Origin of the sequence: Paraclostridium sordellii (assembly GCF_000953675.1) — a bacterium.
Lineage (GTDB): Bacteria > Bacillota > Clostridia > Peptostreptococcales > Peptostreptococcaceae > Paraclostridium > Paraclostridium sordellii.
The window spans coordinates 2523841-2549585 of the sequence record NZ_LN679998.1; the positions used below are offsets into that span (position 1 = coordinate 2523841).

At 27.4% G+C, this 25745-nt stretch carries 25 protein-coding genes and 1 riboswitch; all 25 genes read right to left on the minus strand.

All coding sequences use genetic code 11. From position 1 onward, the window contains the following. Entirely contained in the window at positions 1 to 705 is a 705-nt protein-coding gene (locus ATCC9714_RS12150) for a sigma-70 family RNA polymerase sigma factor (RefSeq protein ID WP_038293427.1), read from the minus strand. A gap of 20 nt (positions 706 to 725) precedes the next feature. After that, a complete protein-coding gene (gene flhA / locus ATCC9714_RS12155) occupies positions 726 to 2783 on the minus strand; it encodes a flagellar biosynthesis protein FlhA (protein ID WP_021128217.1) in 2058 nt (685 codons plus the stop codon). A 12-nt stretch (positions 2784 to 2795) separates the two neighbouring features. After that, complete coding sequence (locus ATCC9714_RS12160; RefSeq protein WP_057545635.1) at positions 2796 to 4628, minus strand: fused FliR family export protein/FlhB family type III secretion system protein; 1833 nt, start codon at positions 4626 to 4628, stop codon at positions 2796 to 2798. A gap of 8 nt (positions 4629 to 4636) precedes the next feature. Then, entirely contained in the window at positions 4637 to 4906 is a 270-nt protein-coding gene (gene fliQ, locus ATCC9714_RS12165; protein ID WP_021124786.1) for a flagellar biosynthesis protein FliQ, read from the minus strand. 18 nt (positions 4907 to 4924) lie between these two features. Further along, positions 4925 to 5590, minus strand: coding sequence for a flagellar type III secretion system pore protein FliP (gene fliP / locus ATCC9714_RS12170; RefSeq protein ID WP_038293386.1), 666 nt, complete (start codon positions 5588 to 5590; stop codon positions 4925 to 4927). Continuing rightward, the gene (locus ATCC9714_RS12175; protein WP_021128220.1) at positions 5574 to 5993 is read right to left on the minus strand and encodes a flagellar biosynthetic protein FliO; all 420 of its coding nucleotides are present in this window, start codon (positions 5991 to 5993) and stop codon (positions 5574 to 5576) included. Before ATCC9714_RS12175 ends, fliP begins: the two co-directional genes overlap by 17 nt. A 26-nt stretch (positions 5994 to 6019) precedes the next feature. Continuing rightward, complete coding sequence (locus ATCC9714_RS12180) at positions 6020 to 6787, minus strand: OmpA family protein (RefSeq protein WP_054630141.1); 768 nt, start codon at positions 6785 to 6787, stop codon at positions 6020 to 6022. Continuing rightward, a complete protein-coding gene (locus tag ATCC9714_RS12185) occupies positions 6777 to 7589 on the minus strand; it encodes a motility protein A (RefSeq protein WP_021124791.1) in 813 nt (270 codons plus the stop codon). The genes ATCC9714_RS12180 and ATCC9714_RS12185 overlap by 11 nt, the downstream gene beginning before the upstream one ends. A gap of 14 nt (positions 7590 to 7603) precedes the next feature. After that, positions 7604 to 8446, minus strand: a complete 843-nt coding sequence (locus tag ATCC9714_RS12190; RefSeq protein ID WP_054630140.1) for a flagellar hook-basal body protein — start codon at positions 8444 to 8446, stop codon at positions 7604 to 7606. A 39-nt stretch (positions 8447 to 8485) separates the two neighbouring features. Then, entirely contained in the window at positions 8486 to 9049 is a 564-nt protein-coding gene (locus ATCC9714_RS12195) for a flagellar hook assembly protein FlgD (protein WP_054630139.1), read from the minus strand. 10 nt (positions 9050 to 9059) lie between these two features. Next, the gene (locus ATCC9714_RS12200) at positions 9060 to 10334 is read right to left on the minus strand and encodes a flagellar hook-length control protein FliK (RefSeq protein ID WP_054630138.1); all 1275 of its coding nucleotides are present in this window, start codon (positions 10332 to 10334) and stop codon (positions 9060 to 9062) included. A gap of 14 nt (positions 10335 to 10348) precedes the next feature. Then, the gene (gene fliJ, locus ATCC9714_RS12205; RefSeq protein WP_054630137.1) at positions 10349 to 10789 is read right to left on the minus strand and encodes a flagellar export protein FliJ; all 441 of its coding nucleotides are present in this window, start codon (positions 10787 to 10789) and stop codon (positions 10349 to 10351) included. A gap of 15 nt (positions 10790 to 10804) precedes the next feature. Continuing rightward, positions 10805 to 12112 (minus strand): flagellar protein export ATPase FliI, encoded by a 1308-nt coding sequence (fliI, locus tag ATCC9714_RS12210; RefSeq protein WP_021128226.1) that lies wholly within the window; start codon positions 12110 to 12112, stop codon positions 10805 to 10807. After that, positions 12109 to 12894: a FliH/SctL family protein gene (locus tag ATCC9714_RS12215; protein ID WP_054630136.1), complete on the minus strand. Its 786-nt coding sequence runs from the start codon at positions 12892 to 12894 to the stop codon at positions 12109 to 12111. The genes fliI and ATCC9714_RS12215 overlap by 4 nt, the downstream gene beginning before the upstream one ends. Further along, positions 12881 to 13933, minus strand: a complete 1053-nt coding sequence (fliG, locus tag ATCC9714_RS12220; protein WP_021128228.1) for a flagellar motor switch protein FliG — start codon at positions 13931 to 13933, stop codon at positions 12881 to 12883. The genes ATCC9714_RS12215 and fliG overlap by 14 nt, the downstream gene beginning before the upstream one ends. 13 nt (positions 13934 to 13946) lie before the next feature. After that, positions 13947 to 15521, minus strand: coding sequence for a flagellar basal-body MS-ring/collar protein FliF (gene fliF, locus ATCC9714_RS12225; protein ID WP_021128229.1), 1575 nt, complete (start codon positions 15519 to 15521; stop codon positions 13947 to 13949). Positions 15522 to 15544: 23 nt separating this feature from the next. Continuing rightward, positions 15545 to 15856 carry a flagellar hook-basal body complex protein FliE gene (gene fliE, locus ATCC9714_RS12230; RefSeq protein WP_021128230.1) on the minus strand — a complete coding sequence of 104 codons (312 nt, stop codon included), beginning with the start codon at positions 15854 to 15856 and terminating at the stop codon, positions 15545 to 15547. 20 nt (positions 15857 to 15876) lie between these two features. Continuing rightward, positions 15877 to 16281, minus strand: coding sequence for a flagellar basal body rod protein FlgC (gene flgC / locus ATCC9714_RS12235; RefSeq protein ID WP_021124807.1), 405 nt, complete (start codon positions 16279 to 16281; stop codon positions 15877 to 15879). A 4-nt stretch (positions 16282 to 16285) separates the two neighbouring features. Beyond that, positions 16286 to 16612 carry a flagellar basal body rod protein FlgB gene (gene flgB, locus ATCC9714_RS12240; RefSeq protein WP_021124808.1) on the minus strand — a complete coding sequence of 109 codons (327 nt, stop codon included), beginning with the start codon at positions 16610 to 16612 and terminating at the stop codon, positions 16286 to 16288. Positions 16613 to 16888: 276 nt separating this feature from the next. After that, positions 16889 to 16980: riboswitch (cyclic di-GMP riboswitch) on the minus strand. 368 nt (positions 16981 to 17348) lie between these two features. Then, positions 17349 to 19244 carry a glycosyltransferase gene (locus ATCC9714_RS12245; protein WP_054630135.1) on the minus strand — a complete coding sequence of 632 codons (1896 nt, stop codon included), beginning with the start codon at positions 19242 to 19244 and terminating at the stop codon, positions 17349 to 17351. Positions 19245 to 19264: 20 nt separating this feature from the next. Beyond that, on the minus strand, positions 19265 to 20602 hold the full coding sequence (locus ATCC9714_RS12250) for a hypothetical protein (RefSeq protein WP_054630134.1): 1338 nt from the start codon (positions 20600 to 20602) through the stop codon (positions 19265 to 19267). Positions 20603 to 20665: 63 nt separating this feature from the next. Further along, complete coding sequence (locus tag ATCC9714_RS12255) at positions 20666 to 22894, minus strand: glycosyltransferase (protein WP_054630133.1); 2229 nt, start codon at positions 22892 to 22894, stop codon at positions 20666 to 20668. Between the two features lie 90 nt (positions 22895 to 22984). Beyond that, complete coding sequence (locus ATCC9714_RS12260; RefSeq protein ID WP_057582216.1) at positions 22985 to 23791, minus strand: flagellin N-terminal helical domain-containing protein; 807 nt, start codon at positions 23789 to 23791, stop codon at positions 22985 to 22987. Between the two features lie 107 nt (positions 23792 to 23898). Then, positions 23899 to 24219, minus strand: a complete 321-nt coding sequence (locus tag ATCC9714_RS12265; RefSeq protein ID WP_077065725.1) for a hypothetical protein — start codon at positions 24217 to 24219, stop codon at positions 23899 to 23901. A gap of 18 nt (positions 24220 to 24237) precedes the next feature. Next, positions 24238 to 25734 carry a flagellar filament capping protein FliD gene (gene fliD, locus ATCC9714_RS12270; RefSeq protein WP_054630130.1) on the minus strand — a complete coding sequence of 499 codons (1497 nt, stop codon included), beginning with the start codon at positions 25732 to 25734 and terminating at the stop codon, positions 24238 to 24240. Positions 25735 to 25745: the final 11 nt, after the last annotated feature.

Genomic DNA, 25745 nt, shown 5'->3' on the forward strand with positions numbered 1-25745 from the left:
CTAATCTAGGTAGTTTAATTTTTTCATCATACCTTTTAAATTCAAGATAGCTTTTTTATTTAATTGTGAAACCCTAGACTCAGAAACTCCTAATACTGCACCTATTTCTTTTAGTGTTAGTTCTTCGTAATAATATAGTGATAGTACTAATCTATCTCTTTCATTTAACATATCTAGTGCTTTCGTTACAGTTTGTATTAACTCATCTTTTTCAACAGAATCTTCTATATTTATAGATTCATCTTTTATTATGTCTATAAGTTTTAAATCATTTTCACTATCTAAAACAATATTATCAAGAGAGCTTGTGCTTAAATTTAAAGTACTTTTCTTTATCTTATGAACTTCATTAGATGAAATCTCCATATAATCTGAAATTTCATCTATTGTTGGTTGTCTAAGATATTTATGTTGTAAGTGTTCTACACAACTTTTATATGACTTTACTTTGCTTAGGCAACCCCTAGATACAGGCGATTGCTTTCTTATTTCATCTATTATATAAGATGTTATTCTTATCGAAGCATAAGTAGAGAATTTGACACCTTTTTCCTCATCAAATTTATCACTTGCATCTAAAAGTCCCATAACACCATAGCTCACTAAATCTTCATATTCCATACCTATTTTGTTTGTATAGTATTTCGATGCGATACTTTTTACTATAGGCATATTTTGATTTATAAGTTCTTCTTTACTAATCATAACTATAACAACTCCAATCACTATATATTAACTACACCCTGAGATTTTATTTGTACATCACTAGGTATTTCATTTAATGACAATATAGTTAAATTAGGAAAGACCATTTCTACTAATTTTCTAAATGGCGCTCTTATTTTTGGAGAAACTAATAATATAGGTCTATTATTGTTAAAATTAACAGACTCTATAGTATTTTGTATTCCTCTAAATATATTATTAGTAGTATCTGGATCTATAGCTGGGTATGTTCCATTTACAGATCTTTGTAAACTATTAGCTACTAAATTTTCAATTTCCATAGATAATGTAGTAACTACAATTGAGTTGTTCTCATCTATTAGCTCAAAGCATATACTTCTACTCATCGCCATTCTTACATATTCGGTAAGTAGCTCTAAATCTTTAGTATTTCTTGCATTATCAGCTAAAGTTTCTAATATTGTAACTCTGTCTTTTATAGATACTTTTTCTTTTAATAAATTTTGGAATATCTTTTGAACTTCTCCTAATGTCATTAAATCTGGTATTAATTCGTCTACTACTGCACTGTATCTTTCTCTTGTTGCATCTATAATAGCTTTTACTTCTTGTCTTCCCATTAACTCATAAGACTTAGCTTTTATAGTTTCAAGTAAGTGCGTTACTAAAATCGTCGTAGGGTCTACAACTGTAAATCCATATAATTCTGCTTCTTCTGCTTTGTCTTTTTCTATCCATAAAGCATCTAACCCAAAAGTAGGCTCTTTTGTTGAAATACCTTCCATATCTATATCCATTCCCATTGGATTCATGCAAAGTAGCATGTTTGGCATAAGCTCGTATGTGGTAACTGGTACTCCTTTTATTTTTATAGTGTATTGATTTGGCTCTAATTGTAAGTTATCTCTAATCCTTATTGGATGAACAATTATTCCCATATCTATTGCACACTGTCTTCTAACAGAAACTATTCTTTGTAATAAATCTCCTCCACTACTTTCATCAGCTAGAGGAATTATTCCATATCCAATTTCAACTTCTATAGGTTCTACATTTATAAGTGTCGATACATCTTCTGCATTTTCTAAACTTTCCTCTGGAGTTGGTGGTTCCTCTATTTCAAGTAATGCATTTTCTTGTTCAGATTTTTCTTCTTTTTTAAGTGTATATCCTACAAATATTGCTCCTGCTCCTAAAGTAAAAAATGATAATTTTGGAAGCCCTGGTAAAAGTCCTAGTAATACCAGCACTATTCCTGCCATAAGCACTGCTTGCGGAATAGACATTAACTGTTTTCCTAATTGACTACTAAAATTTTCCTCACCATTTACTTTAGTTACTAGTATACCTGCCGATGTAGATATTATTAGGGCTGGAATTTGACTTACTAGTCCATCTCCTATTGTAAGCCTTGTATAGGTCTGGATAGATTCCATAAAATCCATATTAAGCATTACAACACCTATAACCATACCTGCAAGTATATTTATTGTTGTTATTATAATTCCGGCGATTGCATCTCCTTTTACAAACTTTGATGCCCCGTCCATGGATCCATAAAATTCAGCTTCTTGTTGAAGTTCAGTTCTTCTCTTTCTAGCTGTTTTTTCATCTATCATACCCGCATTTAAATCTGCATCTATACTCATTTGTTTACCTGGTAATGCATCTAGTGTAAATCTTGCAGATACTTCAGATACTCTACCAGAACCATTTGTTATAACAACAAATTGGATAATTATTATTATTAAAAATATAATTATACCTACTACATAGTTTCCTCCAACAACGAAACTACCAAAGGATTCTATTACGCTCCCTGCATAACCTTGGCCTAATATAAGTCTTGTTGATGATATATTAAGCCCTAGTCTAAATAAGGTAGTTACTAAGAGGATAGTAGGGAATATTGATAATTCTAATATACTAGTTGAAAAAATTGTCATTAGTAATATAAGTATTGAAAAACCTATATTTAGGGCTAACATTATATCTAATAAGAATGGTGGTAGTGGAATTATTATCATAAGTATAATTCCAATTATCCCAAATCCAACTAATATATCAGTTCGTTTTTTAAGACTAAATTTTTCCATTTAAAACCTCTTTTATATTTTTTTATATCTATTTTTGATCTTGTAAACTGCTACTAACACTTCTGCTACTTCTTGATACACTTTTTCTGGTACCTCTTCTTCTATCTCTACCTCTTTATACATAAGTCTAGCTAAAGGCTTATTTTCTATGATTGGTATATCATGTTCTTTTGCTATCTCTCTTATTTTAAAAGCTACTATATCTGCTCCTTTTGCAACTACAATAGGGGCTTGATCTTTTCCTTTTTCATATTTGATAGCTATAGATATATGAGTGGGATTTGTTACAATTACACTAGCTGATGGCACAGCTTCCATCATTCTTCTTGATGCCATCTCTCTTTGTTTTTGTTTTATCTTACCTTTAATTTCTGGATTACCTTCCATTTGCTTATACTCTTCTTTGACCTCTTGCTTAGTCATTTTTAAATCTTTTTTATACATATACTTCTGATAAGCAAAATCTAATACAGAAATTACAAATAAGGCTAACAAAATACTTTGTATCAACTCTTTTACAAGAGTAATAATTGTACTCATTAAGTAAGGCAGGTATATATCACCTGTTTTTAAAATTCCCATAAAGTTTTTACTCATAAATGAGTAACCAACCTTAAATAATATAGCTACAAGAATTATACTTTTTATTAAGTTTCCAAGTGATTTCATTGAAAACATATTCTTAAATCCATTTATCGGATTTAATTTAGAAAGTTTTGGTTTTAAAGGATCCGTCGTCATTAAAAATCCACTTTGCATTACGTTTCCTATAGCAGAAAATACAATTATAATCATTCCAATAGGTATTATAATTTTCATAAATCCTGCTAAAAGCATCATAAGCAAATTACCTACTATTTTCATTGAAAACTCATTTGTAAATCCGATATTTAAATACCTTACTATTGATTCTTTAAGTTGTAAAATTACAAAATCTGACATTGAGTAAATTATCATAAGTACACCTAACAATGTTAATGTTGTTACAACTTCTTTACTCTTTGCTACATTCCCACTTTTTCTTGCATCTTTTATTTTCTTTGAAGATGGTTCTTCAGTTTTATCATCTGTTGATAACATGGCTCCTAATGGTGCCATAGCTGTAAAGTAGGAGCTATGACCACTCATAAAGGTTCCATTTAATATATCTGTCATATGAACTAGTAAGTTATGTAGTTCATTTAGAATGAATGGTAATGATATTACAAAGAACATTATCCCAACTAAAATTTTTAGTGGCATTCCTAAAATCATTACATTTAACTGCGGAACACTTCTTGATATTAAACCCATTATAAAATCTGTTATAATAAGAGCTAATATTATTGGTACCGCAATTTTAAATCCAATTACAAAGCACTGTATAAATACATTAACTATATAACCATAATTATTTGTTAATATTGGGCTTCCTATCTTAACAAGTTTGAAGCTTTGGCTTATTCCAGTGATAAGTTTGTGGTGTCCATTCATTGTAAAAAACACCATTATACCAATCCAATAAACCATATTTTCTATTAATGTAGTATTGTCTTTACTATTAGGATCATAAATATTTACCATTGATAACCCTAATTGTTGATCTATTAAACTACCTGCTATTTTTAAACTATTTATACAAATACTTGTTATATATCCTAAAACCAATCCTGTTATAGTTTCCATAACTGCAATATTAATTAAATCATACGTACTACTGACTTCTACATGTACATTTACAGTACATGATATTATTACCGATATAAACAAAGTAAAAGTAACTTTAAATACATTTGGCGTTCCACTCGGAAATATTACGCTTAGGCATGAAAAAAATGCTATTAACCTAATAAATACAAATATCAATTTTTTAACTATCCTTTTATTACTGCTATCATATTCATAATTTTGTTAGTAAACTGTATAAGTTCATTTAGCATCCAAGCCCCTCCAACTACTAAAACTAATGCTACTGCTATTAATTTTGGTATAAATGATAAAGTTTGTTCTTGGATTTGAGTGGTTGCTTGAAAAATACTTACTAATAGCCCTACTATTAAAGATAAAATTAATATAGGTCCGCCTACTAACATAGCTGTATATAAAGTTTCTTTTACTACACTAACTACTACACTTTCATTCATAATGAATACTCTCCTCAATTATTGAAAACTTAACAGTAACGATTTTATTAATAAATTCCATCCATCTACCATTATGAATAATAACAACTTAAATGGTAAAGAAATCATAACAGGTGGAAGCATAAACATCCCCATAGACATAAGTACACTCGATACCACTAAATCTATTAGTAAAAATGGTAAATATATTAAAAATCCAATTTGAAAAGCTGTTTTAAGTTCACTAATTGCAAAAGCTGGTACTAGTATATATAAAGGTATGTTGTTTCTAGTCATTTTCTTCTTATTTACATCTGAGTTATCAACAAATAACTTTATATCTTCTTGTCTAGTTTGCTTTAATAAAAACTTTCTTACAGGTACTTCTGCTTTTTCTATAGCTTGTTCAAATTTAATTTCATTGTTCATATAAGGTTTTAATGCTTGATCGTTTATTTGTTTAACCGTTGGTGCCATAACAAACATCGTTAAACAAATTGCTAGTCCTACTAATACCTGATTAGGTATTGATTGTTGAGCTCCTAGCGCTGACTTTATAAACGAAAAAGTTATTATAATTCTTACAAAGCTCGTCATCATAAACACTATAGTGCCTAAAAACATTAGAGCTGTTAGAACTAAAAATAATTTCATTAAAGGAGTGTAGTCACCTATATAAGGTGTTAAATCACTTAATGTTTGCATCTTCTTTCTCCTCTAGTTTGTTTATTACATCCATTGTATTGTACATATTTTTTTTAAATCTAATTCTATTAAATTTGACTTTCGTAAACTTAGAAGTATCAAATTTTAATTTATTACTACTCTTTTTACTATTTTCGATTTCTTCTAAATCTGCCTTATTTAAGTCTCTTACTCTTTCAACATTGTGTGGTGAGATTAGTAAAACACATCCTTCATCTCCAGTTTTTAAAACTATTAAAAATGTATCTTTACTAATGCTCACTTTTTCTATCACTTTTGCATATTTGTATATGCCCATATTTTGTAAGTTAAACCCATTCATCTTATGAGCTATTAAAATTATTAAAAACATCAATATAACAAATGCGCTTAAATTTACTAAATACTGTAACATTCCATCCATAATAAGTTACTTTTGCTCCTTTTTCCCTATTGAGATTGCTTATTTTGATTTTGTTCTTTAGGCTGTTGCTCTAAGTTTGATTGTTGATCATCTTTTTTATCTACTATTAAAATATCAACTCTCCTGTTTATAGCTCTATTTTCTGGTGTTGAGTTGTCTAATAAAGGCTTATACTCACCATATCCTTTTACTGAAAATCTTGTTGGATTCATACCTTTTTTTTCAACGAAATAACTTACAACACTTACAGCTCTTGATGTTGATAAGTCCCAGTTTGAAGCAAATCTTGAATTGTGTATAGGAACATTATCAGTATGACCTTCCACTAAAATATCATTGTCTACACCATTTGCTAATGTAGTAATAGTGTCTAGTGCATTTATACTCGTTGGTTTTAATTCATCTCTACCAGAATCAAATAATATAGTTTCATCTAGTTGTAATACTATACCTCTATCTTCTTTTCTTACTTTTATAGAATCATTTAAATTGTTATTAGCTATTGCCTTATTAACCTTCTTCTCTAAGTCTTCTTTCATTTCCTTAGCATCTTTATCTACATCAACTTTTAATTCGTCTATATCTTTTACTTTTGAAATTGATGTACTTCCACCTCCTAAAGATTGTTGAAGTGCCTTAGATAATTGTTTTAATTTTTGACTGTCAACTGCAGACATAGAATATAAAAGAATAAAGAAAGTAAGAAGCAAGGTTATAGTGTCTGCATAGGTGTCCATCCAAGAACTTCCACCCATATCATCATTTTTCCCTCGTCTTTTATCTCTACGCGGCATGTGCTGGTCCACCTTCTAACGTTTCTCTTTTGTAATAAGCTTTCTTCTCTTTTGGTGTTAAGAAGTTTACTAGTTTTTCTTCTATAACTCTTGTGCTATCTCCATTTTGGATACTCATAATTCCACAAATCATCATATCCATTTTTTCGCACTCTTTTTCACCTTTTATTTGTATGTTATATCCTAATGGATTTAATAGAGCATTTGCCATTAGTGCTCCATAAAAAGTAGTTATTAATGCTGCACCCATACCTTTTGCTATAGTATCTGGAGTTCCCATATCAGCTAGCATTTGTATAAGTCCTATAAGTGTACCAACCATACCAAATGCCGGTGCATATCCACCCCAAACTTTATAAATTTTTGCACCTTTACTATAGTTGTTTTCTACCTCACCTATTTCTATTTCTAAAATTTCTTTTATATCTTCCATGTCTATACCATCTATTGCTAGTTCTAGACCTTTTCTTAAGAAATCATCTTCTATTTGTGATACCTCTTGCTCTACTGCAAGAGGACCATCTTTTCTAACCTTTCTAGCTAACTCTTTAAATTGATCAACTAGATCTACTTTATTTACATTACCAGATCTTAGGGTTTCTTTTGTTGCTTTAAATCCTGTTTTTAAGTCATCCATTGAAAATGTTATAAGTACTGCTGCAAAAGAACCTCCGCATGTTATAGCTACAGAAGCTCCATCTATAAATGGTTTTAGTCCTGATTTTCCTAAACATATTCCTAATATAACAAATCCAAATGCCAAGATAAGCCCTAAGGGAGTTAATATATCACTTTTTTTCATATTACCCTCCTATATTATCTCTTTAAATTTATTATTTCTTGAAGTAACTCATCACTTGTTGTTATAACTTTACTTGCAGCTTGGAATGCTCTTGTTGTTACTATCATTTCTGTAAATTCATCAGAAAGGTCAACATTTGACATTTCTATTGCCCCTTGATTTATAAGACCATGTTTAGTATTCATTGGAGCCCCTGAGTTTCCTGTTTGTCCATAAAGATTTCCACTTAATGATTCTAAACCTTCAGGATTTTGGAAAACTGCTATTTTTAAAGTTTGAGCATTTTCAACTTTTGTTCCATCTGCTAAAAGATATGAAATCTTGCCTTCTTTAGATATGTTAAATGATAAAACTTTTTGTAAAACTCCCGCTGGATTTTTTTCTTCTTTAGGAATTTGTATTGGTTTTTCATTTCCTTTATCATCAATTCCCATAACTTTATATCCATCACCAGTTACTAAACTTCCATTTTTATCTAGTGTAAATGATCCATCTCTTGTATATGCTCTTTGGGTTTTTCCAAGAGATACAATAAAGAATCCATCTCCATCTATTGCTAAATCTGTTGGTCTTCCTGTTGGTTGTATATTACCTTGAGCCATACTTCTAAATATCCCATTTACTTTTGTTCCTACACCAACTTGTCCTGGGTTTACTCCACCTATAACATTAGGATCTCCAGCATCCCCTCCAGGAACACTTGAGTATATAACTGTTTGATTTAGTGCATCAGCAAATCTTGTAGTAGATTTTTTAAATCCCGTTGTTCCTACATTTGCAACGTTATTACCTACAACGTCCATCTTTGTTTGATTTGCTTTCATTCCACTTATTCCTGAATACATTGACTTTAACATAAGCTTTTATCTCCCTTTTTTATAAATTTGAATCTATTATTATTTATTTTCACTTGCTTTTATAAGAGCACCATATTCAACAGATTTTAATTCACCTGTCTTGTTATCTCTTATATCCATATAAACGATTCCATTTTCTATTTTTATACCTTCGACAACTCCAGTTATTCTTTTCTTTTCATTTGAACTATTGTCTTTAGGTATATTTGCATCAATTTTATTTTTTTCATTTGCATCTTCTTCAGGTGCATAAGCTTCTACTTTTTTTCCTATCATAGATGATGCTGTGCTCATTGCAGAGTTTACTAAAACTCCATTTGTTAACCCAGCCATATACTGTGTATTATCATTTAAGTTTTGCATTTGCTCTAGTGTATTAAACTGAGCTAACTGAGTTATGTATTGAGTTGGATCCTGTGGATTCATTGGGTCTTGATGACCCATTTGTGCTACAAGTAATTTTAAAAATAAATTTTTATCTGTTTCTTGACCAGGCATTATTATGTCTGTTCCATTTTCTGTTTTTCCTGCAGACTTAGCACTTTTTGTCTTTGTGTTATTTGTATCTATACTCTTTTTTGTTACATTCATAAAATCATTCATAGTTTAACCTCTACGCTAATATATTGACATTTTGTTGTAAATTATCTACTTCTTCAAACTCTTCTATAGAACTTACTTGCTTAGTACTATTTCTTTTTTGCTTTCTAGATTCTTCTCTTTTGTTAAATTGTTGATTTAAGTTATCAGAAAAGAAATTTTCACCATTTGATTTCATAGTAACCACAACATCTTTTGATTTTATTCCTAAATCAAATAAGTGTTTGTTTATATCACCTATATTTTTACTTAACATGTGGAAAGTATCTTCCTTAGAAACATTTATAAAAACTTTGGTAGCTTCACTATCTTTCATAAGTTTTATAGTCATATCTCCTAATTCTTTAGGATTTATATTTACTTTAATTTCTTCTATATTATTATTTTTTAAGTATTTAACCATCTTTATAAAATCATCTGCCATTTGATTAGCTCTTATTGTTACTGTTGGAACATTTTTGTTGGCATTTGATTCTTGTATAAAAGTTTTATTTGATACTTGAGAAAATACATTTGCATTTTTATCTAATATATTTTCTAAAACATTTAAATCTTTATCTTCTTCTTTAGGTTTTAAGTCTAAAACATTACTTTTATTTGAATTTGTCGATACATTTAATTCTTCATATGATTTTAAACTTTTAACTTGATTATCCAATTCATCAATCATATTCTTTTGGTCTGAAGTAACTTTTGAAGATATAGATTCTAAATTTACTTTTTTGTTCTTAGAATCTTCTAAACTTATATTTTTCAATATATTATCTATTTTTTCTCCAGTTTTTTTCGACATTTTATCTGATTTTAAATCATCAGATAAATTATTGTCTAAATTTATAACTTTATCTAAACCAATTAAGTCTTCATCTTTTTTCTTATTAAAGATAGTTTTAAAATCTAAGTTAAAGTTTAAATCTACGTTTTCTAAAAACTCGTCATTTATTGAATCTATAAGTTGATTTTGTTTTTCATTGTTTAAATTTATATCTATTTTTTGATTTTTTATATTTGTTAATAAAGAATCAATTTCTTTTAATAAATCTTTTTTCTTTGATTCATCTTCACATTCTGTGTTGCTTATTTCCTTGTATAGCTTTATATTTGAAAGAAGACCTTGTAGTAATTCCATAATATCCATGTCTTTGTCAGTGCTAGTTTTTTCACTGTCTAAACCTAAGGATGCAATTAAATCTTCAAACCCATTGCCACTTGATAAGTTACCTTTTACACTATTTTTTTCAGATGACATTTTAACTAAGCCTTTAGAAATATTTAAATTAAAATTCATATTAAAATCATCCTTTATGATATTTTCTTTTTATTCCTTATATATGCATATAAGGCAAATTCATCATTTTCAATTTGCTCTTTTCTATCTTCTTCTTTTTTTAATTTCATAAATTTATTTTCTTTTAAGGTTTCTAATGATTTTCTATTTATTTGCTTTTCAATAAAATCATCCTTAGCTTCTAATACTCTTTGTTCTTTTTCTACTAGCATATCTTTACATTCTTCAATTGTTTTTGTAATAGAATATAAATAATTAAATCTAATTTTTTGGCTAATTATATCTTCACAATTTTCAATATTTGAATATCTTTGATAATTAGAATCTAATTGTTTTATATTATCTTCTAGTGCTTTTTTATCATTTTGAGCTTTTGTATATTCTAATTTGCTAGCTTCTTCTTCTTTTATTTTCATGTCTAATAACTTTTGTAGCTTAAATTTATACTTGGTCACTTAAAACGCTCCTCATTAATTAAATATGCTTTTTAACTCACTTACGTTGTCTTCAAAGATTGTATCTTCATTTACACCTTGTTTTAAGTATGAATTAACTCTATCTATATATTCGATAGCCATATCTATTTTATTATTTGAGCCATTTTCATAAGCTCCTATATTTATTAAATCTTCAGCTTCTTTATATGTTGCTAATATATCTCTTGCTAAAGATGCCGCTTTTTGATGATCCTCTTCACAAATTTCTTTCATAAGTCTACTTACACTATTTAATATGTCTATAGCTGGATAATGATTTTTATGAGCTAAATCTCTTGATAAAACTATATGTCCATCAAGTATACCTCTTACTGTATCTGCAATTGGTTCATTAAAATCATCTCCATCAACAAGTACAGTGTAAAAGGCTGTTATTGATCCATGTTCTGACATACCGCTTCTCTCCATAAGTTTTGGAAGTAATGCAAACACAGAAGGAGTATATCCTTTTTGTGCAGGTGGTTCACCTATTGCAAGACCTACTTCTCTTTGAGCCATAGCAAATCTGGTTACTGAATCCATCATTAATATTACTTTTTTACCTTGATCTCTAAAGTACTCGGCAATAGCTGTAGCAGTTAAAGCTCCTTTTAGTCTTAAAAGTGGTGATTTATCTGATGTTGCACAAACAACTACAGACTTTTTCATTCCTTCTTCACCTAGGTCTCTTTCTATAAAGTCTAAGACCTCTCTACCTCTCTCTCCTATAAGTGCAATAACATTTACATCAGCTTCTGCTGTTCTTGCTATCATACCTAATGTAGTACTTTTTCCAACTCCACTTCCTGCGAATATTCCTATTCTTTGGCCTTCTCCGCAAGTTAAAAATCCGTCTATTGCCCTAATTCCAGTAGGCATTATATTTTTAATTCGTGGTCTTTTCATAGGGTCTGGTGGCTCATTTGAAAGACTATATCTTTCTCCACCTAAAATTTCAACATCATCTATTGGGTTTCCTATTCCATCAAGAACCTTTCCTAAAAGATCATCACTACATTTAACACTTAGCGGTATTCCTCTAGCAACAACTCTGCAACCAGGAGCTACTCCTGCAAGTTCACCTAATGGCATAAGTATTACATTATTATCTTTAAATCCTACAACTTCACAATTTATAGGTTCATTTGCATAGTTATATACTATACATAACTCTCCAACAAAAGATTTTATTCCTTCAACCTCTACAGTTAATCCTATTATTTTTGTAACTTTACCTTCTGCTATCACATCTTTTATATCTGAAACTTTATTTTTTAATCTTTCAAAATCTAAGTTAATCATAATAGCTCCTCTTTTACTTTATCCATAACACAATCAATTCCTACAATTAATCTTCCTTTATTTGTTTCAATCATTGCATTTCCTGGATCAATAGAATCATCTGGTAGTACAAAGGCATCTCCCTTTATAGATTGTTCATTTTTTAATTCATTAAGTTTTGCATTTATACTTTCTATATATATTGAATTTGTTTTTATAACAAAATTTTCTTTCACTTCATATTCATTGATAACTGATTCTAAAATATTATTCATTGAATCAACTTCATTGAATTTTTCTTTTAATACTTTTTCTGCTATTGATATACTTAATTCAATTATTTGTTTCTTATTATCTTTTAAGTATTCAACCACTTGTTCCTTAGCATTTATTAAGGTTTCACTAGCTTCTTTTTTAATGTCTTCAGATTCTTTTTTAGCTTTTTCTATATTTTCTTCATAAGCTTCTTTATATCCATCTTCATATCCATTTTGAAGTCCTTGCTTGTGACCTTCTTCATATGCTTGTCTTTTGATTTGTTCTGACTCTTCATTTGCAACTTCTATAATTCTTTGGCTTTCTAATTGTGTATTAGCTATAACTTCATCATAAGTTTTCCTAGCTTCTTCAATTTCATTGTTTAACTTTTCTTTTTGGCTTTCTAATTCTTGTCTAATTTCTTCAAATTCTTCAGTTTGAGTTTCAATTATCACTTTATTTGAGTTTGTAGTTTTTAAAGGTTTAAAACCTTTAAAAACTACTTCCCTAGATTTTATAATGCTTGTATTTTTATATGAATTCATCTTCTGATCCTCTAGATAATGTTATTTCCCCAGTATCTTCAAGTCTTCTAACAACATTTACAACAGCTTGTTGTGCTTCTTCTACTTGAGAAATCTTTACTTTTCCTAGTAACTCAATTTCTTCACGTAGTGCTTGAGATGCTCTTTGAGATTGATTTTTAAATATAGTTCCTGAAACATCTGAAGAGGCTCCCTTAAGAGCAAATGCAAGATCTTTAACATTAACTTCCTTAAGAATTCTTTGTATAGCCATGTTGTCAAGTCTAACAATATCATCAAAGATAAACATATTAGATTTAATTTCTTCAGCCAATTCTTCATTTTTAGACTCAATAAATTTAATAATACTTTTCTCTGTTTTTCTATCTACATTGCTTAATATATCTACTAAGCTGTTAACTCCCCCAGAGCTTTCCATATCTAACTTACCTAAGCTAGTTAATTTTTCTTCTATAGCTTTATCTATAGATTTTATAACAGCTGGTGGTATGTTAGATGTAGTTCCTATCTTTAAGGAAATTTCTAATTTTAATTCATCTGATAGTTCAGATAAAACAACTGCTGCTTTATCTGGTTGAATATGAGATAGTAATATTGCTATAGCTTGAGGACTTTCCCCTTGTATACATGCAAGTATTTGTTCTGGTTCTGCTTTTCTAGCTGAAACAAATAACTTTGTATATGCATCATACTTTATACCTTCTAGTAACTTAGTAGCCCTTTGACTTCCTAAAGCTCCATTAAGTAATGATTTTGCACAGTCAATACCACCTTCTATAACAAATTCCTTACCTTTATTTAGCTCTATAAATTCTTGTAAAACTTCTCTTCTTTCTCTAGGTTTAACTGTATTTATATTAGCTATTTCAACACCTATTTTCTGAATTTTCCTATCAGATAAGTTTTTTATTACACTTGCAGCTACATCTGGCCCTAAAGTCATAAGTAGTATAGCTGCTTTTCTTGCACCCGTAACTCTTCTAAATTTAGGTATATCACCTAAGTCAAATGCATTTCCTTTAACGCCTTCGTTTTGCAAATAAAATCACCCTTTACTCATTTAACCAACTATTAACTAAATCTGTAACTTGGTCTGGATTGTCTGCAGCAAACTGCTTAACTTCATCTTCTAAACTTACACTTGCTTCATCTTCTTCTTCATTGCTGTTCAATCTATTTTGCTCCAATTCTTCTAGCTTTTTGTTGATTAGTTCTAATTCATCTTCTTCCTCTACATCCTCTACTATAGTAGATTTACGTTTATTTTTCATAATCATGTAAACTACTGTACCGATTAATAATCCTATAATAATAGCAATTATTATTCCTGTTATAGTTAACATTAGTGATAATGATTTATTTTGGCTTATAGCACTCTTAATAACTCCAAATGTAGAAGTATCTTCTTTCTCTGTTTCAAATCCCATAGAAACTACTTTTACGTTATCTCCTCTTTTTGGATCCATTCCTATAGCATTTGCTACCATTTGTTGAACATTTCTTACTACATCATCACTTAATTGACCATTTATAGCTACTGATGCTGTTATTTTATTTACTTCACCTTTTGCTTTTATAGTCTTTGTTTCAGTTTTACCTGTTTGATATTGAATGTCTTCTTCACTACTTTGAACACTTCCAGCTCCGCTTTCATTAACATTACTCATGTTGTTGTCTACTGCACCACCTGTGTTTTGTCTCTCAGTAGTTTTGCTATTTGATTTTGATTCTTTAGTTATTACTTTATTTGGATCTATTATAATTTCAGATCTTTCACTTGAATCAAAGTTTAAATCCGTGTTAACACTTGCTCTTACTTTACCTGGTCCAAATATAGGTTCTAAAAGACCTGTTATAGATCTTTCAAGTTCTTTACTTAAGTCTTTTTCAGCTTTTAAAGCTTGATCAACTTCTCCTAAACTTGAAGTTTTTATGTTTCCATTTTCATCCATAAGTCCATCTGATAATAGCTTCATATTTTGATCTATTACTTCGACATTTTGCTTTGGTACATTATTAGTACTTGCTGAAACTAAGCACATAATTGATCTTACTTGGTCTGGTTGTAAAGATTCACCTGGATTTAGATCAAGATAAACAGCTGCTTTTCCTGGTACGGTTTCATTTGCGAAAACTGATTTTTCACCTTCAGTTATATGTACTCTTGCACTTTTTACCTGTGGAAAAACTTTTATAGTTTTTTCTATTTCACCTTGAACCATTCTTTGTTTCTTTATTTGGAATTCTTCATCAGTCATTCCAAAAGAAGATCCTTCATCCATTATTTCAAAACCTTTTGAACCATTTGATACACTTGAAGATAATTCCATTCTTAATTTATCTACATCTTTTTTAGGAACTAGTATACTATTTCCTTCTATTTTGGTTTCTACTTTTTTTGACTCTAATTCCTTAGTTATTGTAGCAGCATCATTAGAATCTAAACCTGAGAATAAAACACCATATTTATTTTTCTTTGCATATGTTAATCCAAATATCATTGCTAAAACTAAAGATATAACTGCAACCATTATGGCAATTTTCTTCTTCTTAGATAAGGTATCAAATTGTTCTTTTTTAACCAACACAAAATCTTTTGCTTTTTGTGGTAATTCCTTTATATTCATCTAAATTTCTCCTTGCTATAAAGTTATAATTGAACTCTATTTAGATCTTGATAAGCTTCATATACCTTATTTCTAACTTCAATCATTAACTGCATTGACATTTGGGCTTCTTGTGCTGATACCATTACATCATGCATAGAAACGTCTCCACCTTTTATAAGGCTTTTTACTTTGTTATTTGAGTCCACTTGCATATCATTAACTTTGTCTATTGCACTTTTTATAACATCTGAAAAACTACTTTCTTTTTTAATACTCTCTGCATTTGATGTTTTAAGTAAATTATTGCTTGTTGCGATATTGTTTACTCCGCTTATAGCACTTATTCCTGTCATAAATATACTCCTTTTTTGTTTTATCTACCTATTTCTAAAGCCTTAGAAATCATATTCTTTTGTGCATTTAATGTATCTATATTAGATTCATAAGATCTTGCTGCAGTCATTAAATCTGCCATTTCAACTAATATATCCACATTTGGATATTCAACATATCCTTCTTTATCTGCATCTGGATGATTAGGTTCATATAATTTTCTAAGTGGTGCTTGATCTTTTTGTATACTTACAGTTTTTACACCTAGCATACCTAACTTACTATCGTAATTTTCCTCAAATACTGGAACTCTACGTCTATAAGCTCCGCCTTCTTTAGTTCTTGTAGTTTTCATATTAGCTATATTAGATGAAACTACATCCATTTTAAGACGTTCTGCAGATAAAGCACTTTGGCTTATTCTCATACCTCCAAAAATACTCATTTAGTTACCTCCCTGCTATAACATTTTTTGCCATTCCTAATTTTATATTAGTTAAAGTTACAAGAGCATTAAATTCAAGAGTTGTAGCTGCTTGGTTTACCTTTTCGCTCTCTAAGTCGATATTGTTACCATCTACTCTCATTTTTGAATTTTCATCTGTTTTAACCTCTATTTTAGGTTTTCCATTTACAGATTCGTTTAGAGTATCTTCAAAACTTACATACTTTCTTTTATAATTTGGGGTATTAATATTTGCTATATTATTAGCAATAACTTTACTCCTTAAGGCTGTGGCATCTAAACCAGCTTTCATTAAATTGTATATTTCCATTCTTCCCTCCCATTTTTTTATTAAAATAAAAAAACTACTCTGAAAGAGTAGTTTAATAACTTTTATACAATATGACTAATTACTAATTTTAAATTTTAAATATAAAATAAATTCAATAAGTAAATATTATTAAATTTTCACAGAACTATCCCTGTAAATATATATATAATAATATTTTACACCCCTAATTTAGACATAATGATACAATTACATCTTTTATTTTATATTTGCAATTAAATTTTATATTAGTAATTATAACAAAAAGTTTAGTAACTCTTCGGCAGCTGGCTGGCATAGTTTATTTCTAATAAACCTTAGCCCCTATAGTTTTGCGACCCTAGATTTCCCTAGGTATGCCCTTATTTTTTTCGACTTATATTTTCATTTTATACCATTATTCAGCATTATTCAAGCATTTACTTTAAATTCTAACTTTTCCAATAAGTAGTAATTTTCTAATTTGTTTAAAAAATAATTATAAGCTTAAACATCATGCTATTTTTAACATCAAATTATTTCAATATTAAGGTTAATCCTTGTAACTACCTTATTTTTAACATTTATAAATCTTATTATTTTTTATTTTTTGCATAATTTTTTTCTATTTTTTTAATTTCATTATTTATTTTTACTTTAATGAAATTTGTATACAATATATTTTTTTAATAATTTATAATAATTTAGATTTTCATATTTTTTAAATTATAATTTAATTTAATTTTATTTATATATTATGTTACATATTTTCATCTACATAAGCATAAAACTGTTCAACCGTATTAGGCATATAAACATTTAACTTTGAAAATACATCAAACAACCTTTGTTCTTGATTACTAAGTATTTTAGATATAACACAAACATTAGCTCCTAACTTAGCCATCGATAAAACAGATGTAGATACTGATGAAATAATTGATATATTATCATATTTGTAAAAAACTTCTATATTTATATGTTTGTCTATCCAATTAATATTTTTATATCCACTTAAAAAATCATCCATGTACTTACTATTATCTCTAGGATGATATTTAATAAATACATTATAATCTTTTAAGGATTTAATTAAATAGGCAATTATTTCTTTATATTTATTTAAGTCTAAATCATATAAATTAAATGCATCTACATGTTCTAAGGCAATAAAAATAGTTTTTCCATTTATATTAAATTCATAGTTACCATATACTAAATCTATCGCTTTTTTTAGACATCCTAAATTAATTTCATTGCTTAATTTACCATCATAAAATTCATCTCTAACAAGATTAGGATATAGGAAAATCCTTTGTTTTATCTTACTATAAGTTCCAAGTACTTCTATACACTCTATGTTACTTATTTTTTTAAATTCTTCATTATATGTAATAACTGAATTACAATATGATGCTGATCCATCTTCAATATAAATTACATTTTCAGAATCCTTAAAAAGACTATTACATATCATTTGAGTTATTTGATCTGATTCGTTATGTGTAAAAATATTATCATATAAATTTTCAGGTAAATTGTTTAAGTCATATATATTATCAAACACCTTAGATACTTCATCTAAGTTAAACTCAATATTATCACTATCAAATATAAATAAATCATTCCTATATCCTATATAACTATCTATAGCTACACTTGTAGATAATAGTAGATGGTATCCGGTTTTAACTAAAAAAAGATTTTTTTTGATGTTACAATTGCTATAAAACATTTTAGGATTTTCAATCTGAAACTCTAGAGAAGTATCCAAAATATCTTTTTCTATATTGTCAACAATAAAATTTCTTTTGTCAATTAAATTTAAAGTATCACAAAACATAATACAATTAGAATAATACTTTCTAATCCATATATTTAAGATTGTTTTTGTTTTTTTGCTTAAATTTTTATTTTTAGATAGTTTATAAGTTTCTTTTGCAATAATATAGTTTCCTTTTATTCTATTTTCGTCTATTTCTTTCGTCATTATTGAATTTTCTCTTATTCTTCTAAAGAAAAATCTTTTAGGTATATATTTAACTTTTTTTGCTAATATGAAGCTTTTACTTGTATGTATTTCATCTTCATGAACTATACCTTCATAAAAATTCAAATTATTGCTTTCTATAAATTTCCTTTTATAAAAATTCAACCATACAGGTGCTCTATAAGCCCTATTTCTATTAGCATAAACGTAAAATTCTTCTCCACTCATTATTTTTGATTCTATAAGGTCATATCTGTAAAATTCTTCTTTATCTACTTCACCAATACTTGATTGCCCATCTAAAAATGTTTCTGCATCAAAGGTAAGTATATCTAAATTATTTTTTTTAGCTTCATCATAGCAATATTTCATAGCATTTAAATCTATATAATCATCACTATCTAAAAAATAAATATATTCACCTTTACATTCTGCTATTCCGGTATTTCTAGCACCACTTAATCCTTTATTTTCTTGATTTATAACTTTAAAATTAGAATATTTTTTTTTATATTCTTCTAATATTTCAGCACTATTATCAGTAGATCCATCATTTATAGCTATTATTTCTATCCCTTTTAATGATTGCTTAACAGCACTATCTAAACTTTCTTTTAAATATTTTTCCACATTATATACAGGAACTACAATACTTACTTTTATCATATAAATCCTTTCTAGTACATTTAAATTTTAGTTCTTAAAAATTTTAAATTTTGATTTACTATAATTGAATCTCTTAATTCATTTTGATATATTAATACTTTCTTATAATTTTCAAATGATTCATCTAAATACCCTAGAGTATAATATAAATTAGATAATTTATAATAATCATTTGTATAAATATTATCAACTATATTGCTATAATTATTTAAAGATAGATTAATCATAAATTTAATCAATTCTTTATTTCCTATTTTTTTTAAATATTTCAACTCGCTAATAAATATATTTTTTACATAATTGCTTTCAGTAATTAATTCTATGCATTCATCTACTTTTTCCAACTTCAACAGTAAATTTATATATATAATAAATATAAATTCATCATTATTATTTTTTTTATAAATTTGTTTTATATATTCAATATCTTTTTCTGTTTTTTCTTTATTTTCAACAATTCTATAAATTGATTTTAAATATTCATAATCTTGGTTTTCAAGAAATTCATCACATATATTATAAACTTTGTATGGTTGTGATTTATAAATCGATAAAAATAATTCAATTAGCATCTCATTATAATTATTTAAGTTTATATCTTTTATAAAATAAATTTTCCCATTATCTTCTAAAAGCTTTTTAGTAATATATATATATATATCATCAGTTATGATAATATCAGATTCGCTACAACAGACCATTTCATTATATATATTTGAAGTTTCATTTAAATAATCAGTTTTATCTAAATACAAATTTTTACGGCAATTATAAACTAATTTTCCATATATATTAAGTGCCTTTAATTCACTTATATGTACAAATTCATCAAATACTATATAGCAAAAAATATTTTGCATAAAATTTTCTTTCATCAGTTGGTATAAATCTTCTAAATTCATCTTATATATTCTAAATTTATTATTTTTTAGAAATCTAATATTATCATTATAATTTTCAATCCATATAGTTATAAATCCTAATTTATTTTTATCTATACTAAATTGAAGTTGCTCTAGTATATTTATAACTTCCTGTTTTAAGTCCTTATCTCTACAATTTATATAACAATCTAAATAGCATCTATACGATGCTTCTATATCAGATTGTAAAAACTTTAAATATGCTAAATTGTATAATAAGTCAATGTTTGTTGGATCTATCGCTAATCCCTTGTTTATAAACTCTTCAGCATAATTAAACTTATTTTCTTTTATATATATAATAGATTTGATTGAGTATATCTCTATCTTAAAATTTTCATAATCTGATTCATATTTTTCAAGATATTCTTTTGCAGCATCGATATTATCTTGTTCTATAAACAGTTTAATTTCTTCTATTATTTGCTTATTCATAATTACTCCTTTTGAATTTTTAAAAACTAAACTAAATCTTAAAAATATAAATAACTTATTTCATTATAATTTTTTTATATTTTCAGTAGCTTCTCTAACTATATCAGCTTCATTACAATTATTAATTATGTTCTCATAAAATTGCTTAGCTTCTTGCTTATCACCTATTAATTCTTTTAAATAAGCAATATTAAAAATAACATTAAAATCTTCACTACTATATATCCAAGAATTTTTCAGTAATTTTTCAGCTTTATCTAACTGGCTACTCATCAACGCTATTACAGCCTTCATATTTAGTATTTCAAATTCCTCACTAAACATAGATTCATATTCATTAATCATTTTTATGGCCTCATCTAAATTCCCACCATTTATGCTACTTTCAATTAACAACTTATATTTAATTTTGAGTTCCTTTAATTCTGTATTTTCATTTAATTCTTTTTCAAAATCAGATATTAATAGCTTAATACACTTTTTATAGTAAGGATTATCAATTAATAAATCTTTTAATTTTCTTATATATATTAATTCATCATTACTTTTATATTTTTCAATTTTTTTTAATTTTACGATAAATTCATCTTCTTCATTTCTAAGTAAATTTATTGCTTCTTCATTTTTTAAGTTTATATTATAAACTCTTCTTAGACATTCATAACTATAACTTATATACATATAGAATATTTTTTTATACTTGTCCCCAACTAAATTACCATACATTAATAGTGATTTTGATAAACAAGCATAAACTTGAAGCTTTTTATAATACATAGTATTTGAAACGTTTTCTAAGTAATTATATAATTTAATTATACATTCTCGCTTTGTTTTGATTAAATAATCAGTGAAATTTTGCATTTTTATGTAACTAACATTGTTTAAGACATTTTCTATATTAAAATTATTTTCTATAGCATAATATAAAATTTCTGAAAAATACACTTCTTTTTCTTCTTTTAAAATGTAATTGTACTCTTCTTCATTTAAAGTCATACCTAATCTAATTTTATTTAAAATTCCATAGTTATCATCAATATTTGAAAGTATTTTATAAAATTTTGCCTTATCATTTTCTTTTACTCTATTTAATATTGATTCTATAGCTACTTTAAATTTATTTTCTTGAGATTTAGATCCTGAAATTTTATTAAATAACTCAATTATTTTCTCTTCTTTGTTAAGTTTATATAAACTCATAAATACAACTAAATATGCTTCTTCTAAAACATTTATCGACATACTATCAATATCTTTTATAACATCTTCATACATTTCTAGTTTATAATAATTATCCATTATATTAATAATAGCTTTTTCTTTATTAAGTAACGTATCATAATTACATTCTGTATTATTTGCTTGTGTGGTTATATTGAAATTTTCTGTCAGATAAAGATATCTTTTATAACTTTCTATACTTTTTTTATTTTTGTTTAATTGTTTTTGGCTAGTTGCTAAATAATAATATATATCTATATTTCTATCATCTTTTTTTATATACTTAATACATAAATTTTCACACTTATCAAACTCACTTAAATCTACATATAAATTTGCCAAATCTAGAGTTACAAATAGAGGTATATACTTATTTTTTTCATATATCTCATATCCTTTTTCAATGTAGAAAAGTGCATCTTCATAATTTTTAGATATTATATACTGCTTCCCTAGTTGATAATTTATATATGGATTATTAGGATTTTTTTCTATTTCTTTTAATAAAATAGCTTTATTTCTACTTTCCTTTAACTGCCTCACTTCTTCATCTTCAAATAAATAGCCATAATGATTAAATCTTGCTATATCATTGTATGTAGGACTTTTAAATATTGGTTGTTCATGAATCGCACCTTCATATCTAAAGCCATCATAATTTTTAAATAATCTTAATAGAGGATCAATACTATAACGATCTTCATCCTCAGAAAAAATATTTTTTAATGTTATAGTTGCACTATTGTATTTTTTACATAAATTCGAATTAAAGAATTCTTTTAGTTTATCATAATTAGTTAACTGCTCATCTGCATCTAAAATAAGTATCCATTCTCCACTTGCATGACTAATTGATATATTTCTCATTTGTCCAAAGTCATTACTCCAATTGGCAAAAAATACTTTATCAGTATGTTTCTTTGCTATTTCAACAGTAGAATCATCCGAACCAGTATCTAATATTATTAACTCACTATCAATTTCTTTCATTAAAGGTTTCAATGATTCTAATGTTTTATCTAAATATCGTTCCTCATTTTTTACCATCATTACAATACTTAATAACATATTAATAATCCTTTCAATCTATTAAATTTAAAAATAAAGAGTAAAGCATATTGCTTTACCCTTTAGTTTAAAATTTAATTAATACATTAATTATCTTAATAATTGAGTTACACTCTCAGGTTGTTGCTTAGCTTGAGCAACCATAGCTTGAGATGCTTGAGTTAATATGTTTAACTTAGATAACTTAACCATTTCCTTAGCAACATCTATATCTCTTATTCTAGACTCTGCAGCTGATAAGTTTTCAGTAGAAGTTGTTAAGTTTGAAGAAGTACACTCTAATCTATTTTGAGTTGCTCCTAATGTAGCTCTTCCTGTATTTATAGCTTCTAAAGCTTTATCTACGCTAGCTACGTAAGATTGTGCTTTAGTTGCATCTGCTACATCTATTTTTGATAAAGTCTTAGCTTGTGCTACTAAGTCTATTGTAGTTATTTTTCTTGTTTCAGTATTAGCACCAGCTTGTATAGTGAAGTTTGTAGTACCACTTAATAAGTTTTTACCATTGAATTTAGTTTCTTTACCTATTTTATCCATTTCCTCTTGTAATTGAGTTAATTCTGTTTTTATCTTATCTTTATCTGTAGTATCTAAAGTATCATTTCCAGCTTGTATTCCAAGTTCTCTCATTCTTTGAGCTATGTTTCCAGCTTCTTGTAAAGCACCTTCAGCAGTTTGTACCATAGATATACCATCTTGTACGTTTCTATCTGCTTGTTCCATACCTCTTATTTGAGATCTCATTTTTTCTGAAACTGCTAATCCTGCAGCGTCATCTCCAGCTTTAGTTATTCTTAATCCTGTAGATAACTTCTCCATAGCTTTTCCTGATAATGCAGTGTTTTTTGCCATTTGGTTAGTTGCAACCATAGCGTTTAAGTTAGTGTTTATTCTCATTTTTATACTCTCCTTAGTTTTTTTTCGACATCCTTGTCTTTTTTATGTGCAATCACTTGATCTAGTATTGCCTCTAATATTATATATCGGAATACTTTTAAAATACTTTACACTTTTTTATTAAAAATATTTAATTTTTCTTTACTAAAGCTAACATATGAGTTATTTGCTTGTATAGACTTCTTATGTTCCTTTATTTCCATCTTAACTTTAATCATTTTTTCCTTTAATAAAGAATGTACTTTTTTATCTATTTCAAGTATTCCATCTTCAACAAGTATTTGTTTAAATAGATTTTTATCATTTACACTATCTAATATTTCTTGTCGTTTATCTAAAAGTATATTTACATCATAAGAATCATTTTTTTCCAAGTTTTTTATAATATCTAATGATATTTCTTTATACTTTTTAGCAAGTTCCTCCATAAGCTCTCCTCCTTAAGACTACGCTTGTGCAAAGTAGTTCATTTGAGAGTTTAATTTATTCATACTAGATTCTAGTTGTCCAAATTGCTTATATAGTTGATCTTCTCTTTTATCCATTTTTCTTTGAAGACTTTTTATCATATCTTCTTGTCTTTTTAATTGTTCTGAGTAATAGTTTTTAACAGCAGATGAAGTTTTTTCAAGTCCAGCTTTTCTTGCAAATATAGAAGATGATCCACCTACATAGTTATTCATAGTTTTTCTCATTTTTTCTAATACACTATTATTATTACCTGCGAAAGCTTTATAAACTCTATCACCTTCATTTTGAAGTGCTTTTCTAAATTTATCTTCATTTATGGATATCTGTCCTCTTTTGTTATAATCTTCACTTGAAGTTAATCCACATTCATTTAAAAATTTAGTATTTTCTCCAAATATAGCATTTTGCATATGATCCATAAAAGTTCTCATCTCAGAATCATTTCTTAATAATCCTACTTTAGCTTTTTTCTCCCATTTCTCAATTTCTTCTTCTTTCATATCTTCTTTTTGAGCATCTGTTAAAGGTTGGAAGTCCTTATTTTTCTTCTCAGTTACAAGGCCATATACTTTGTCCATTATTTTATTGTAGTCTTCAGCAAACTTTTTCATATTCTCAACTACAGGCTCTACATCTTGAGAAGAGCTGATATCTGCACTTCCTTCAGCATGAACACTATAATTTATTCCATCTATAGTAAATGAATTTGATTCTTCATTTAATGTTTTACTAAATGTTTTATCTTTAGAAGATTTAACTATTATTTCTGCATTTTCTCCTTTTGGAACATCACTTAATCCTAAAAAATCCATTGGACTTGTTGAGCTTCCTTTAGAACTAATAAAGCTTAATTTAGAGCTTTCTCCTGTTTTATTAGTTTCAATAGTAAGTTTTCCTGTCATGTCACTAAAACTTGCTTTTACCTTACCATCAGTACTTTCGTTGATTTTTGCAATTAAAGAATCTACAGTATCATCAGAATTTATAGTTATCTCTTTTGATACATCTTTGCCATCTTTTCCAAAACTTATAGTAAACTTACGTTCTTCTTTTAAGCCAAGATCATTTAATTTAGATTCTCTTTTTATAGTTGCTCCATTTGTAGCTTCTTTTGAAGTTGTACTTGCAGGTTTAGCTAAATGTACAACTTCAAAATTATAATCTACATTATTAGCCCCTGCACTTCCAGTAGCTGTCATAACCTTATCATTAGAACTTGATACTTTTGTCGAGTTCCACGCTTTTGATGTTATTATAGAGTCTTTTGATGTTACTGAAAAGTATTTATCTTGAAGATCTTTTACATCTTTAATTACTGCTCTATATATTTCTTGTTGCCATTTTACACTTTGTTGCTTTTGCTTTGCTTTGTCAACTTTATTTTGTTCTCCTGAAAGCATTTGTTTTATCATGCTATCAGTATCCATTCCAGTTGCAAGCCCTGGTATTCTTACAGTATTTATTCTAGTCATAGTGTTTCCTC

Excerpts from the sequence above, each read along its gene's own strand:
- fliQ (WP_021124786.1), bottom strand. The coding sequence starts at position 4,906 with ATGAATGAAAGTGTAGTAGTTAGTGTAGTAAAAGAAACTTTATATACA.
- ATCC9714_RS12250 (WP_054630134.1), bottom strand. The coding sequence starts at position 20,602 with ATGAATAAGCAAATAATAGAAGAAATTAAACTGTTTATAGAACAAGAT.
- ATCC9714_RS12255 (WP_054630133.1), bottom strand. The coding sequence starts at position 22,894 with ATGTTATTAAGTATTGTAATGATGGTAAAAAATGAGGAACGATATTTA.
- ATCC9714_RS12245 (WP_054630135.1), bottom strand. The coding sequence starts at position 19,244 with ATGATAAAAGTAAGTATTGTAGTTCCTGTATATAATGTGGAAAAATAT.
- fliI (WP_021128226.1), bottom strand. The coding sequence starts at position 12,112 with ATGATTAACTTAGATTTTGAAAGATTAAAAAATAAAGTTTCAGATATA.
- ATCC9714_RS12195 (WP_054630139.1), bottom strand. The coding sequence starts at position 9,049 with ATGAATGATTTTATGAATGTAACAAAAAAGAGTATAGATACAAATAAC.
- flgC (WP_021124807.1), bottom strand. The coding sequence starts at position 16,281 with ATGAGTATTTTTGGAGGTATGAGAATAAGCCAAAGTGCTTTATCTGCA.
- ATCC9714_RS12180 (WP_054630141.1), bottom strand. The coding sequence starts at position 6,787 with ATGCCGCGTAGAGATAAAAGACGAGGGAAAAATGATGATATGGGTGGA.
- fliP (WP_038293386.1), bottom strand. The coding sequence starts at position 5,590 with ATGCAAACATTAAGTGATTTAACACCTTATATAGGTGACTACACTCCT.
- fliD (WP_054630130.1), bottom strand. The coding sequence starts at position 25,734 with ATGACTAGAATAAATACTGTAAGAATACCAGGGCTTGCAACTGGAATG.
- fliE (WP_021128230.1), bottom strand. The coding sequence starts at position 15,856 with ATGACAGGAATAAGTGCTATAAGCGGAGTAAACAATATCGCAACAAGC.
- ATCC9714_RS12260 (WP_057582216.1), bottom strand. The coding sequence starts at position 23,791 with ATGAGAATAAACACTAACTTAAACGCTATGGTTGCAACTAACCAAATG.
- fliF (WP_021128229.1), bottom strand. The coding sequence starts at position 15,521 with ATGAATATAAAGGAATTACCACAAAAAGCAAAAGATTTTGTGTTGGTT.
- ATCC9714_RS12190 (WP_054630140.1), bottom strand. The coding sequence starts at position 8,446 with ATGTTAAAGTCAATGTATTCAGGAATAAGTGGAATGAAAGCAAATCAA.
- flhA (WP_021128217.1), bottom strand. The coding sequence starts at position 2,783 with ATGGAAAAATTTAGTCTTAAAAAACGAACTGATATATTAGTTGGATTT.
- ATCC9714_RS12175 (WP_021128220.1), bottom strand. The coding sequence starts at position 5,993 with ATGGATGGAATGTTACAGTATTTAGTAAATTTAAGCGCATTTGTTATA.
- ATCC9714_RS12200 (WP_054630138.1), bottom strand. The coding sequence starts at position 10,334 with ATGAATTTTAATTTAAATATTTCTAAAGGCTTAGTTAAAATGTCATCT.
- ATCC9714_RS12265 (WP_077065725.1), bottom strand. The coding sequence starts at position 24,219 with ATGGAGGAACTTGCTAAAAAGTATAAAGAAATATCATTAGATATTATA.
- flgB (WP_021124808.1), bottom strand. The coding sequence starts at position 16,612 with ATGGAAATATACAATTTAATGAAAGCTGGTTTAGATGCCACAGCCTTA.
- ATCC9714_RS12150 (WP_038293427.1), bottom strand. The coding sequence starts at position 705 with ATGATTAGTAAAGAAGAACTTATAAATCAAAATATGCCTATAGTAAAA.
- ATCC9714_RS12185 (WP_021124791.1), bottom strand. The coding sequence starts at position 7,589 with ATGAAAAAAAGTGATATATTAACTCCCTTAGGGCTTATCTTGGCATTT.
- ATCC9714_RS12215 (WP_054630136.1), bottom strand. The coding sequence starts at position 12,894 with ATGAATTCATATAAAAATACAAGCATTATAAAATCTAGGGAAGTAGTT.